Origin of the sequence: Shewanella sp. HL-SH4, from assembly GCF_051164845.1 — a bacterium.
GTDB lineage: Bacteria > Pseudomonadota > Gammaproteobacteria > Enterobacterales > Shewanellaceae > Shewanella > Shewanella glacialimarina.
This window is the reverse complement of sequence record NZ_CP195037.1, coordinates 497,689-510,171: the sequence shown is the minus strand read 5'-3', so window position 1 is coordinate 510,171 and position 12,483 is coordinate 497,689. Positions and strand designations below refer to the sequence as shown.

Genomic DNA, 12,483 nt, shown 5'->3' with positions numbered 1-12,483 from the left:
GAGCCAAATGGCTCCTATTTTCGTTTAGCGTAATGGTGTTATTTACGCTGGTTTTTTTTCGGCTTCCAATGACGAGTATTATAAATATACTCGGGTAATAAGCGATTTAACCAAGCAACAAAACGCCAACGTTTGGTCACATATACCCGGCGTTTTCCCTTTTGCAAAGCAATCAAAATTTGTTTAGCGACTTTATCTAAAGGGGCTAATAAAAACTGATTTTGTTGCAATGCTGCTTTATCCAACAAGCCTAATTGAATATCACTAATGGTAATAGGTAGCTTTAAACGCTGCGCATGCATGCTTAAGCCTTCAAAATAATTAGCGGCAAAGGCTTTAGACGCATGATAAGCCATGCTTGGCCCGCCTCGCTGCCCTGCTATTGAGTTAATCGCTGCCAACTGACCGTAACCTTGTTCGATCATCAATTTGAATACACAGTGACAAATAGCGGCAAAGCCTTTTACATTAACGTCAATAATATCTTGTTCTAATTGCCAGGGAAGGGTGGCATCGTAACCATTCATGCCGGTATTGACTATCACCAAATGGGCGCCATTTTCCTGTTGCCATGCTGTGGTTATTTGCTCTATTAGCTTTGCTGGCTCGGCAATCGAAAGCGGTAAGACCTCTACTGACACTGGCAGTGTTTTAGCAAATTCGGTTAACAGCTCTGGTTGTTGCACAAATAACAACAATTTTACCTTTTGAGTAGCAAGCTGGCTGGCTAATTCTTTACTTAGCTGCGAGCTAGCACCAATAATCATAGCGGTTGCGATGGTGGTCATGGGGTAATTGGTGCTCAATTTCCTAAAGATAGGTTTATGATAGAAATAACCTCCGTGGATAACAAGCACGAAAATTTTTCAATATCGGAAGTGTAGACTTCTAGACGTCTTGGTGTATTATAATGCGACGTCACTTAATAAAAGCAGGTGAGTCATGATTAAACAGATAATGTGCGTTATAGCGATGATTGCGGCTATATCAGGGTGCCAAACCTCGCCTCAAAATAGCCAAATAGTGGGTGAAGTGTTATATAAACAACGCATTGCACTACCTGCTGATTCTGTGATCCAAATCCAATTACAGGATGTGTCACTACAAGATGTTAAGGCTGAAATTTTAGCTGAATATGAAATAAGTCCGGTAACAGGTGTCACACCTTTCGAGTTTGTAGTACCAGTGGATGCTTTTAAAACAGGTCATCGTTATGCCATCAGTGCACGGATCACTGTTGCCGATGAATTGTGGTTTATTAATACGCAATCTTATCCCGTAGATATCAATAATCCACAACCATTAACAGTGGTTGTTGATCTGGTAAAGCGATAATTTTAGCGGTAGTTGTCGATTAATAATTAGGTAAGGGATGTAGTATGCCGGTTCGAATTCCAGATGATTTACCCGCAGCAGGTATTTTAGAGTCAGAGAATATCTTTGTGATGTCAGAAACTCGCGCAGCAAATCAGGACATTCGTCCTATGCGGGTGCTTATCTTGAATTTGATGCCCAATAAAATTGAGACAGAAACCCAACTGCTTCGTTTGCTGGGTAATACGCCATTACAAGTTGGCGTCGATTTACTGCGTATTCATGATAAAGAGTCTAAACATACCTCGGTTGACCACATGAATACCTTTTATCGTGATTTTGAAGACGTTAGACACAATAATTATGATGGGCTTATCATTACTGGTGCACCTTTAGGGCAAATTGACTTTGAAGATGTTGTCTACTGGGACCACATTAAAGAAATTATCGATTGGTCCCAAAAGCATGTGACCTCGGTATTGTTTTTGTGTTGGGCGGCACATGCGGGATTATTTCACTTATATGGCATAAACCGTGGCTTATTAGACCAAAAACGCTCGGGTGTGTTTAATCATGTTAGGGCAACTGAACCACATCCTTTACTACGTGGTTTTGATGATGAATTTTATGCACCGCATTCGCGTTTTGCCGAAATTAACATTGAAGACATTCGCCGCCATAATGACGTTGACATTTTAGCTGAGTCAGCTGAAGCTGGTGCCTATATCGTTTTAAGCCGTGATAGCCGAAATCTATTCGTCATGGGACACCCTGAATACCAAAAAGGCACTTTGAACGATGAATATCAACGTGATTTAGCCCAAGGTTTGAATCCAAATGTTCCCTTAAACTATTATCGTAACGATGACCCAAGCCTAGATCAAATAGCTCGCTGGCACAGTCATGGCAGTTTGCTGGTCAGTAATTGGCTTAACTATTATGTTTATCAGTTAACGCCGTATGACCTATCGGACATGAGCAAGATGACGCCGTGGGAAAGTAAGCAAGCAAAAGGGTAATCGCTATTGAATAGGGCTAAAAATTAATTGCTGATAATGTCTAAATAGGTGTTTCCAATTGATTTAAATTAGCGCTATGTTAGAGATACGGTTGATCTTTTGAGATGAATTTAAGGCTATGTTCAATTTAGCGGCAATTATAACTCGCCAGTTTGTACGTTACTGTGCTGTCTTTAAAGGCATAGCGTTATTGGCTTACCTATATGGGTCAATAAGTATTGCGGCAAATTCACCTGATTTAAGCTTAATTGAACAAGATTTAACTCGCATTGATGTACCAGCCCAAAAAATTGACTATATTACTCAACAACTGTCGCTTATTAGCCATGGCTTAGCTGAAGACAAAGCCCAGTTATTATTTCACCTTGCCGCAGCGCAACAGCAAAATAAGCAACTTGATAAGGCTTTTGACAGTTACTCACAAGCCATAGATTTACTGTTAGTCACCCCTAAACCCTCACTGTTGGTTAAAGCCTATCTGGCTCGTTCTCTTATAGTGTCCTTGCAGACCAACGATTATAAACAGTATTGTCCTGATCGAATTAACGCAGTCAAATTAGCCCGGAAACAATCAGATCAAGACCTATTAGTCCATGCATTAGCGCAAACAGCCTATTGCTTTAACCAAGCAGATAATTTTGATATTGGCCTTTTGCACTTATCCGAAGCCTTAGATATTGCCAAAAAATATCAATTAGCGCCCGATAAATTGGCAATGATTTTTAATGCGACTGCCGCGGTTTATCGTGATAATCACCTGCACAGGCAAGCGGAAGAATACTTTCAACAGGCATTCAATCATTGGCAGCAAGCGGATGATAAAAAGAGTATGTTTAACATGTTACACAATCTAGTTGGCGAAGCGATTATGCTGACTAAATGGAAACGTGCCGACGATTACCTCAAGCAAATGTCAGCGTTAATGGTGCAAATGAAAAATAATAAAGACCTGCCATTTTTCTATTACTTCAATCAAGGTCGTTACCACCTTGGGCGACAAGAATATTCATCTGCAATTCAATCATTTGAAATGGCCAATGATGCTTCAACAGAAACCGAGGAAGCTTTATTTGTCACTGAAAACTTAGGCTTATTGGCACTAAGCTTATTTCATTATCAAGATATTGCATCGGCAGGGCAAACAGCAGAGCGGTTTCTTAATTCAGATGGTCTTAATGGCCAATCAGCGACCTTAATTGAGCAAGTTAGAGCGATATACTACTCTTCTGAAGGCGATTATTTTACTGCGTTAGAGTATTTGTTTTCTGCAATAGCTGTTGAAAAAAATCATATCGAACAGGCCGTTTCCAATGATGTGGTGTTAGCTTCACTCAATCATAATGTTAAAATGACTCAATATGAGAATCAATTGCTTGAAAAAGAGTTGTCGATAAACCAATTAAACCTAAACAGCCAAATAGATAAGCAAAGAATAACCAAATTATCTATGTTTATCTTTATCGTCATTGCCGCAAGTTTAGCTGTATTGGTGATTTTCTTAATTTATTCGAGAAGACAATTTATTCGACGTGCACAAACAGATTTCTTAACCGGTATCGCGAATCGCAGGTTTACCTTCCAAGAAGGACAAAAACGTTTACAACAATGCCAAGAACACCACCAATCTTTAGCATTAATAATGTTTGATATTGACCACTTTAAAAAAATAAATGATCAATTTGGTCATGACATTGGTGATAAAGCGATAGCTGCTGCAGTAGGTCGTAGTCAAAGTTATATTAAGCAAACCGATATTATTGGCAGGATAGGCGGTGAAGAGTTTTTATGCATTCTGCCCAATGTTGATACCAACGAAGCCATGCAAATTGCTGAGCGTTTAAGGAACGTCATAGCTGAACAGCCTTTTAAGTTTAGTGGCGTTACCGTAGGGTTTACTATTAGTTTGGGTGTTGCTGTTGCCTCAAATAGCAGCTATTCAAATTGGGACCATGATTCAAGTGAGCAGCATTTTGCCGATTTGGTTAAAAAAGCCGATTTGGCGATGTACCAAGCTAAAAATCAAGGTCGAAATCAAGTTCAACTTTACCTTGAAAGTGTTTAATTTTTCTCTCAACTCCCCGTGACAACGCTAGGTTCAATTATTCTTGATTAAGCGTCTATTTATTGGTGTAAATCTTCACTGACACATGGACCGAAATTCATCCACTTGTTAGACTAATTATTACTTGCTTTACGTTCGCGTAAACGTCAAAGTGATATCATGTTTTTTTGTGATAATTAGTTTTTATTGGAGTAGTTATGAGTTCACAGCAAGCTGGAATGGCCAATCAGGCTCAAGATATCGTCATTGTTGCAGCAAAGCGCACCCCAATGGGTGGCTTCCAAGGTGCATTGTCATCAGTGAAATCCCCAGCCTTGGCGGCCGCCGCTATTCAAGGTTTAATTGCCGAATGTGGTATCGCTTCTGCCAGTGTTGATGAAGTGCTAATGGGTTGTGTATTACCTGCAGGTTTAGGTCAGGCGCCAGCTCGTCAAGCAACATTAGGCGCAGGTTTACCGCTTTCAGTTGGTGCGACTACGATTAACAAAGTCTGTGGCTCAGGAATGAAAACCGTCATGTTAGCCCATGATTTAATTAAAGCGGGTAGCAGTGAAGTGGTTATTGCTGGTGGTATGGAAAGCATGAGTCAGGCACCGTACCTTCTTGATAAAGCACGAAGCGGCATGCGTATGGGACATGGCAAAGTGATGGACCATATGTTTTTAGATGGCCTAGAAGATGCCTACACTGGTGGCGCTATGGGCACATTTGCCCAAAAAACCGCAGATGACTTTGGCTTAACCCGCGAGCAAATGGACGCCTTTGCTTTAGCGTCACTTGAAAAAGCCAACAATGCGATTAACTCAGGTGCCTTCAAAGCTGAAATCACTCCGGTAACGGTTAGTGACCGTCGTGGCGATATTGTAATCGACACCGATGAACAACCGGGCAATGCCCGTCCTGAAAAAATTCCGAGTTTACGTCCAGCCTTTACCAAAGACGGTACGATAACGGCGGCAAACTCTAGCTCAATTTCTGATGGTGCTGCGGTGTTATTGCTGATGACCCGTGAAAAAGCCGCCAATTTAGGCTTAGCGGTTTTAGCTACTATTAAAGGCCATACCACACACTCACAAGAGCCAGCCATGTTCACTACCGCACCAGTAGGCGCGATGAATAAATTGTTTGGTAAAGTAGATTGGACTAAGGATGATGTTGATTTATTCGAAATCAACGAAGCGTTTGCCATGGTGACTATGTTAGCGATTTCTGAACTTGGTTTAGACGCCAATAAAGTCAATGTTAATGGCGGCGCATGTGCACTAGGTCACCCTATTGGTTGTTCTGGTGCGCGTTTGCTAGTGACCCTAATTCACGCATTAAAAGCACGCGGGTTACATCGTGGTGTAGCGTCATTATGTATTGGTGGCGGTGAAGCCGTGGCCATGGCGATTGAAGTATAAAGTATAAATATAAAGCGCTTGACGCTGAGTACGATTTAGAAAACATAACATTCAACAAGACAAGCATTAATGAGCAATAACCCGATACCAAGTGATTGGGATAAATACAACATCATCGCCATTAATGCTTACCCCGATTTAATCTGGTTCAAAGGGAAATATTATGACCATACAAGTAAAACATTATATTGATGGCGAGTTCACAGTCGGTACTGGTACGCAAAATATCGATGTCACTAACCCCATTAATAATGGTGTGATTGCTAAAATTAACGCGGCGACACCTGCTGAAGTTGAGCAAGCAATTCACAGTGCAAAAAAAGCGTTTAAAACTTGGAAAGAAGTGCCAGTATCAGAACGTGCTCGGGTGATGTTACGTTACCAGCATCTTCTAAAAGAACATCACGATGAAATCGCGACTCTTCTAGCCCAAGAAACCGGTAAAACCTTTGAAGATGCTAAAGGCGATGTATGGCGCGGTATTGAAGTAGCGGAACACGCCTGTAATGTTGCCTCATTAATGATGGGCGAAACCGTTGAAAACGTTGCCCGCAATATTGATACCTACAGCTACACCCAACCGCTTGGCGTCTGTGCTGGTATTACGCCATTTAACTTCCCTGCGATGATCCCTTTATGGATGTTCCCATTAGCCATTGCCTGCGGTAACACCTTTATTTTAAAACCGTCTGAACAAGACCCGATGACACCACAACGTCTAGTGGAGTTATTTGTTGAAGCAGGTGCGCCAAAAGGCGTATTACAGCTTATTCATGGTGACAAAGTGGCGGTTGATATTTTACTGCGTGATCCAGCCATCAAGGCTATTTCGTTTGTCGGCTCTGTGGCGGTAGGTCAATACATTTACAAAACAGGTACAGATAACCTTAAACGTGTGCAAGCGTTTGCTGGGGCAAAGAATCACTGCGTGATCATGCCTGATGCAAGTAAACAACATGTGATTAATAATTTAGTTGGCGCTTCTGTTGGCGCGGCAGGTCAACGCTGTATGGCCATTTCAGTGGCGATATTTGTCGGTAAAGCCAAAGAGTGGATCCCAGAATTAAAAGAAGCTTTAGCCAAAGTACGTCCAGGTTTATGGAATGATGCTGATGCGGCCTATGGCCCAGTGATTAGCCCAGCGGCTAAAACACGGGTATTAAGCTTAATCGAGCAAGGCAAACAAGAAGGCGCGGAATGCTTGCTAGATGGCAGTGACTTTACCGTTGAAGGCTATGAGTCAGGTAACTGGGTTGGCCCAACCATGTTTTCTAAAGTCACTACAGAGATGAGCATCTACAAAGAAGAAATCTTTGGCCCTGTTTTATGTTGTATGGAAGCTGACAATTTAGATGATGCGATTGAACTGGTGAATAACAGTCCATACGGCAATGGCACCTCAATCTTTACCGCATCGGGTGGCGCTGCACGCAAATATCAACACGAAATAGAAGTAGGCCAAGTGGGTATTAACGTGCCAATTCCTGTGCCTTTACCCTTCTTCTCGTTTACGGGTTGGAAAGGCAGTTTTTACGGCGATCAACACGCATACGGTAAGCAAGCGGTACGTTTCTATACTGAAACTAAAACCATTACTTCACGTTGGTTTGAAACCGACGCCGTCAGCGGTCCAAATATGAGCATTAACCTTAAATAAGCTTATATTTCGATTAGATTTAAGATAATAACAAGACCTAATGGCAGGTTAAATTCCCTTTGGCCTGCCAACAAATGACCCAAGAGTCATCAAACATAACAAATTAGGAGTCCCTCAATGGATTTTAATTTAAATGAAGATCAACGCCAATTTGCTGATCTTGCCCGTCAATTTGCCGCCGATAAATTAACTCCGTTTGCGGCTAAATGGGATGAAGAGCACCACTTCCCTAAAGACGTGATTCAAAAAGCTGGTGAACTGGGCTTTTGCTCATTATATTCACCAGAATCTGAAGGCGGCATGGGTTTATCCCGTTTAGATGCTTCCATTATTTTTGAAGAGTTATCTTACGGTTGCACCGCAACCACTGCCATGTTGACTATTCACAATATGGCCACCTGGATGGTGACAACCTGGGGTTCTGAGACAGTGCGCAGTCAATGGTCAGAAGCGCTCACCACAGGTCAGCTATTAGCCTCATATTGTTTAACTGAACCGGGTTCAGGCAGTGATGCCGCATCACTGCAAACTAAAGCGGTGCGCGATGGTGATGATTACATTATTAATGGTTCAAAAGTGTTTATCTCTGGCGCCGGTGAAACCGAGCTGTTAGTGGTGATGTGCCGCACTGGCGAAGCTGGCCCTAAAGGCATTTCTGCGGTTGTTATTCCGGCCGATGCAGCGGGTGTATCTTATGGCAAAGCGGAAGATAAAATGGGCTGGAATGCACAGCCAACAAGACAAATCAGTTTTGAAAATGTCCGCATCCCGGTGACTAATCTTTTAGGTGAAGAAGGCCAAGGGTTTACCTTTGCGATGAAAGGCTTAGATGGCGGGCGCATCAATATTGCCACTTGTTCTATTGGTACGGCGCAATCTGCACTTGATCGCGCCACTCAATATATGAATGAGCGTAAGCAATTTGGCAAACCGTTAGCGGCATTTCAAGCATTACAATTTAAGTTAGCTGATATGGCGACAGAATTAGTTGCTGCGCGCCAAATGGTGCGATTAGCGGCGTTTAAATTAGACATGCAAGATCCAGAATCAAGTGCTTATTGTGCAATGGCAAAACGCTTTGCAACTGATGTTGGTTTTCAGGTTTGTGACGCGGCACTGCAAATTCATGGTGGTTATGGCTATATTCGTGAATATCCGTTAGAGCGTCATTTCCGTGATGTGCGCGTGCATCAAATTCTTGAGGGTACCAACGAAATTATGCGGTTGATTATTGCCCGTCGATTACTGGATGAAAACGCTCACCCAATTCGTTAATCGGGTCGCTAATCATTCAAACTAGACAATTTCAACGGACGATAAGGCTATCACAATGACCACAGAAGCTATTTGGGTGCGTATTGACGGAAATACCGCCATTATTAAAATGAATAACCCGCCAGCTAACACCTGGACTGCGCAAAGCTTACAAGCGCTAACCGCTAAAGTGCTTGAGTTAAATGACAATAAAGAGATTTATGCTTTGGTTATTACCGGCCAGGGCGAGAAGTTTTTCTCTGCGGGTGCTGACTTGAATTTATTTGCCGATGGCGACAAAGGCAATGCAGCCACTATGGCCAAGCATTTTGGTGCTGCATTTGAGGCATTAAGTGCCTTTCGTGGTGTATCCATTGCCGCGATTAATGGTTATGCCATGGGCGGTGGTTTAGAAGTGGCTTTAGCCTGTGATATCCGTATTGCTGAAGCGCAAGCGCAAATGGCCTTACCTGAAGCCAGTGTGGGCTTATTGCCCTGTGCTGGCGGTACGCAAAACTTAACCGCTTTGGTGGGTGAGGGCTGGGCAAAACGGATGATTTTATGCGGCGAACGCATTGATGCCGCTAAAGCTGAAAAAATTGGTTTGGTGGAAGAAGTGGTTGAGCAAGGACAAGCCTTAGATGCGGCTATTGCACTGGCGGCAAAAGTGGCACGTCAATCACCTAGCAGTGTGTCGGTATGTAAAACCTTAATTCAGGCTGGACGCACAATGCCACGCGCACAGGCTTTACCTTTAGAGCGTGAGCTTTTTATCGGCCTATTCGATACAGAAGATCAAGCCGAAGGCGTTAATGCTTTCCTTGAAAAGCGTAAACCAAACTGGAGAAACTGCTAATGACCCAAGATGTCATATTTCAAACTCTCGGCACATTATCGGGTAAGTCTATCGGAATCGTCACCCTTAATATCGAAAAAGCGCTTAATGCACTGAATATCGATATGGTGAAGGCGATGACCGCTCAATTACTGCAATGGCAAACCAATGATGATATCGCCTTAGTGGTATTAGAAGGTAGCGGCGAAAAAGCATTCTGTGCCGGCGGTGATGTGCGGGCTATTTACCATGCCTCAATCGCTAACCCAAATAAAATGACTGACGAAGCCTGTGAGTTTTTCACTCAAGAATACCAGTTAGATTATTTGCTACATCAGTTTGGCAAGCCAGTACTAGTGTGGGGCGATGGCATTGTGATGGGCGGCGGATTAGGCTTAATGGCCGGCGGCAGTCATCGGGTATTAACCGAGCGCAGCCGTATTGCTATGCCTGAAGTGACTATTGGTTTATACCCAGATGTGGGTGGCAGCTACCTTTTAAATCGGATGCCAGGCAAAACCGGGCTATTTTTAGGGCTGACGGCGTACAACATGAACGCGGCAGATGCCATGTATGTCAATGTCGGTACTCATTTTCTAGCCAGTGATGACAAAGAGCCGCTGTTTGATGCCCTAGCTGATATTCACTGGAATGATAATGCCGATGTGAATCATCAAGCGTTAACACAGCTATTAACCTCGATGCAAAATAAAGTCTCAGTGGCGCTTGGCGACAGTCCACTAGAACAATTCCAGCAACAGATTAATTTGCTCATGTCAGGTGATATTGAAGATGTTCACCATCAATTGTCTAGCTTACAAACCGAACTAGACTGGCTTAAACGGGCACAAAAAACCGCATTAGCAGGCAGCCCATTAAGCTGGCATTTAGTGTTTGCTCAAGCAGCACTGGGTACAGAATTAGACTTAGCAGATTGCTTTAAATGGGAGCTAGGTGTCAGCGTTAACTGTTGCTCTCATGGCGATTTTTGTGAAGGAGTAAGGGCGCTGCTTATTGATAAAGACCGTAATCCACAATGGCGTTTTACTGATGTGGCAGACGTCACAGATGACGCCCTATCGGCCTTATTGACTTCACCTTGGCAAGCGAATAACCACCCATTAAAAGACTTTTAAAAGGAATTGAACATGGCAACAGTAGCATTTATTGGATTAGGCAACATGGGCGGCCCTATGGCGGCCAATTTAATTAAAGCGGGCATGACGGTAACGGTATTTGACCTTAATCCACAGGCCGTAGCAGCATTAACCGATCAAGGCGCATTAAGCGCCAAAACAGCTTGTGGCGCAGCGGCGTCAGCCGACTATGTCATTAGTATGTTACCAGCGGGCAAACACGTTCAAAGTATCTATATGGGTGATGACAACAATAAAGGTTTATTAGATGTTGTCGGTAAAGACACCTTATTAATTGACTGCTCAACCATTGATGCCGCCACAGCGCAATTAGTCGGCGCTAAAGCCGCTGAAAAAGGCCTCGCCTTTATGGATGCACCTGTTTCTGGTGGCACAGCAGGCGCAGCAGCAGGGACATTGACCTTTATTTGCGGTGGCACAGAAGCGGCTTTTACCCAGGCACAAACGGTATTAACGGTAATGGGCGCAAATATTTTCCATGCAGGCCAGGTCGGCGCAGGTCAAATTGCTAAAATTTGTAATAACATGCTGTTATCAGTATTAATGGTTGGCACTAGCGAGTCTTTGCAATTAGGCATAGATAACGGTTTAGATCCTAAAGTATTGTCTGATATCATGAAAGTCAGCAGCGGCGGAAACTGGACGCTTGAAAAATATAACCCTTGTCCTGACGTGATGGAAAATGTGCCATCATCAAAAGGCTATCAAGGTGGTTTTATGGTTGATCTAATGGTGAAAGACTTAGGCTTGTCACAACAAGCTGCCTTAGGTTCAAACTCAAGTACCCCAATGGGCGCATTAGCGCGTAGTTTATATGTTAACCATGCTCGTCAAGGTCATGGTCGTCTTGATTTTTCGAGCATTTTTGAACAATTTGCCAATCAAAATAAAAAGTAAAAGGACTCGGTAATGGAATTAAAAGATAAGGTTGTCGTCATCACAGGTGGCGCGGGTGGTTTAGGTCTTGCTATGGCGCATGATTTAGCCTCCCAAGGTGCAAAATTGGCGCTTATCGATGTAGACCAAGCAAAACTTGAACAAGCGTGTGCTGACTTAGGTGCAATAACTGAAGTTCAAGGTTATGCGTTCGACATTACCGATGAAGAAGATGTCGTCGCAGGGTTCAATTTTATTCGCGAAGATTTTGGTCATATTAATGTGTTAATCAATAACGCGGGCATTTTGCGCGATGGCTTAATGGTTAAAGCAAAAGATGGCAAAGTAACTGATCGTATGTCCTATGAAAAATTTCAGTCAGTCATTAATGTCAATCTAACCGGCACATTTTTGTGCGGCCGTGAAGCTGCTGTAGCCATGATTGAAACTGGCCAGCAGGGCGTGATTATCAACATTTCAAGCCTAGCTAAAGCGGGTAACATGGGGCAATCTAACTATTCAGCATCAAAAGCAGGTGTTGCAGCAATGTCTGTCGGTTGGGCCAAAGAACTAGCCCGTTATAATATCCGTTCAGCCGCAGTGGCGCCGGGTGTTATAGCCACTGAAATGACCGCAGCGATGAAGCCTGAAGCGTTAGAGCGCATGACGAAAATGGTTCCTGTAGGACGTTTAGGTGAAGCCCATGAAATTGCTTCTACCGTACGTTTTATCATTGAAAACGATTATGTAAATGGTCGTGTATTTGAAATTGACGGCGGCATTCGCCTGTAATCTTAAGCTTGGTATTATCGTTAAACAAAGCCGAGCCTAGCTCGGCTTTTTGCTGGTGAGTATTTACCTTCATTTAGTCTGCTGCTTAATACCAATTCGTCTAAGGCACGCCGC

Annotated in this window: 11 protein-coding genes; 10 read left to right on the top strand and 1 reads right to left on the bottom strand. The window is 43.2% G+C overall.

The window, feature by feature from the left end:
* Window positions 1-38 precede the first annotated feature (38 nt).
* Complete coding sequence (locus ACRWQL_RS03150; RefSeq protein WP_226410276.1) at window positions 39-788, bottom strand: SDR family NAD(P)-dependent oxidoreductase; 750 nt, start codon at window positions 786-788, stop codon at window positions 39-41.
* A 154-nt stretch (window positions 789-942) separates the two neighbouring features.
* On the opposite strand from ACRWQL_RS03150, the gene ACRWQL_RS03145 reads away from it, so the two are divergent.
* The 10 genes from ACRWQL_RS03145 to ACRWQL_RS03100 all read left to right on the top strand — a co-directional run bounded on the left by ACRWQL_RS03145 (window position 943) and on the right by ACRWQL_RS03100 (window position 12,369).
* Window positions 943-1,335, top strand: coding sequence for a YbaY family lipoprotein (locus tag ACRWQL_RS03145; protein ID WP_434952320.1), 393 nt, complete (start codon window positions 943-945; stop codon window positions 1,333-1,335).
* Window positions 1,336-1,379: 44 nt separating this feature from the next.
* A complete protein-coding gene (gene metA / locus ACRWQL_RS03140; protein WP_434952318.1) occupies window positions 1,380-2,333 on the top strand; it encodes a homoserine O-succinyltransferase MetA in 954 nt (317 codons plus the stop codon).
* A gap of 118 nt (window positions 2,334-2,451) precedes the next feature.
* Entirely contained in the window at window positions 2,452-4,395 is a 1,944-nt protein-coding gene (locus ACRWQL_RS03135; protein WP_434952316.1) for a tetratricopeptide repeat-containing diguanylate cyclase, read from the top strand.
* A 218-nt stretch (window positions 4,396-4,613) separates the two neighbouring features.
* A complete protein-coding gene (locus ACRWQL_RS03130) occupies window positions 4,614-5,798 on the top strand; it encodes a thiolase family protein (RefSeq protein WP_434953456.1) in 1,185 nt (394 codons plus the stop codon).
* A 163-nt stretch (window positions 5,799-5,961) separates the two neighbouring features.
* On the top strand, window positions 5,962-7,455 hold the full coding sequence (locus ACRWQL_RS03125) for a CoA-acylating methylmalonate-semialdehyde dehydrogenase (protein WP_434952314.1): 1,494 nt from the start codon (window positions 5,962-5,964) through the stop codon (window positions 7,453-7,455).
* A gap of 117 nt (window positions 7,456-7,572) precedes the next feature.
* Complete coding sequence (locus ACRWQL_RS03120) at window positions 7,573-8,730, top strand: acyl-CoA dehydrogenase family protein (protein ID WP_434952312.1); 1,158 nt, start codon at window positions 7,573-7,575, stop codon at window positions 8,728-8,730.
* A 55-nt stretch (window positions 8,731-8,785) separates the two neighbouring features.
* A complete protein-coding gene (locus ACRWQL_RS03115) occupies window positions 8,786-9,565 on the top strand; it encodes an enoyl-CoA hydratase (RefSeq protein ID WP_226410269.1) in 780 nt (259 codons plus the stop codon).
* Window positions 9,565-10,680, top strand: a complete 1,116-nt coding sequence (locus ACRWQL_RS03110) for an enoyl-CoA hydratase/isomerase family protein (protein ID WP_434925843.1) — start codon at window positions 9,565-9,567, stop codon at window positions 10,678-10,680. The genes ACRWQL_RS03115 and ACRWQL_RS03110 overlap by 1 nt, the downstream gene beginning before the upstream one ends.
* Window positions 10,681-10,692: 12 nt before the next feature.
* The gene (gene mmsB, locus ACRWQL_RS03105; protein WP_434952311.1) at window positions 10,693-11,598 is read left to right on the top strand and encodes a 3-hydroxyisobutyrate dehydrogenase; all 906 of its coding nucleotides are present in this window, start codon (window positions 10,693-10,695) and stop codon (window positions 11,596-11,598) included.
* 12 nt (window positions 11,599-11,610) lie between these two features.
* Complete coding sequence (locus ACRWQL_RS03100) at window positions 11,611-12,369, top strand: SDR family oxidoreductase (protein WP_434925845.1); 759 nt, start codon at window positions 11,611-11,613, stop codon at window positions 12,367-12,369.
* Window positions 12,370-12,483: the final 114 nt, after the last annotated feature.

Excerpts from the sequence above, each read along its gene's own strand:
- ACRWQL_RS03130 (WP_434953456.1), top strand. The coding sequence starts at position 4,614 with ATGGCCAATCAGGCTCAAGATATCGTCATTGTTGCAGCAAAGCGCACC.
- ACRWQL_RS03150 (WP_226410276.1), bottom strand. The coding sequence starts at position 788 with ATGACCACCATCGCAACCGCTATGATTATTGGTGCTAGCTCGCAGCTA.
- ACRWQL_RS03135 (WP_434952316.1), top strand. The coding sequence starts at position 2,452 with ATGTTCAATTTAGCGGCAATTATAACTCGCCAGTTTGTACGTTACTGT.
- mmsB (WP_434952311.1), top strand. The coding sequence starts at position 10,693 with ATGGCAACAGTAGCATTTATTGGATTAGGCAACATGGGCGGCCCTATG.
- ACRWQL_RS03120 (WP_434952312.1), top strand. The coding sequence starts at position 7,573 with ATGGATTTTAATTTAAATGAAGATCAACGCCAATTTGCTGATCTTGCC.
- metA (WP_434952318.1), top strand. The coding sequence starts at position 1,380 with ATGCCGGTTCGAATTCCAGATGATTTACCCGCAGCAGGTATTTTAGAG.
- ACRWQL_RS03115 (WP_226410269.1), top strand. The coding sequence starts at position 8,786 with ATGACCACAGAAGCTATTTGGGTGCGTATTGACGGAAATACCGCCATT.
- ACRWQL_RS03110 (WP_434925843.1), top strand. The coding sequence starts at position 9,565 with ATGACCCAAGATGTCATATTTCAAACTCTCGGCACATTATCGGGTAAG.
- ACRWQL_RS03145 (WP_434952320.1), top strand. The coding sequence starts at position 943 with ATGATTAAACAGATAATGTGCGTTATAGCGATGATTGCGGCTATATCA.
- ACRWQL_RS03125 (WP_434952314.1), top strand. The coding sequence starts at position 5,962 with ATGACCATACAAGTAAAACATTATATTGATGGCGAGTTCACAGTCGGT.
- ACRWQL_RS03100 (WP_434925845.1), top strand. The coding sequence starts at position 11,611 with ATGGAATTAAAAGATAAGGTTGTCGTCATCACAGGTGGCGCGGGTGGT.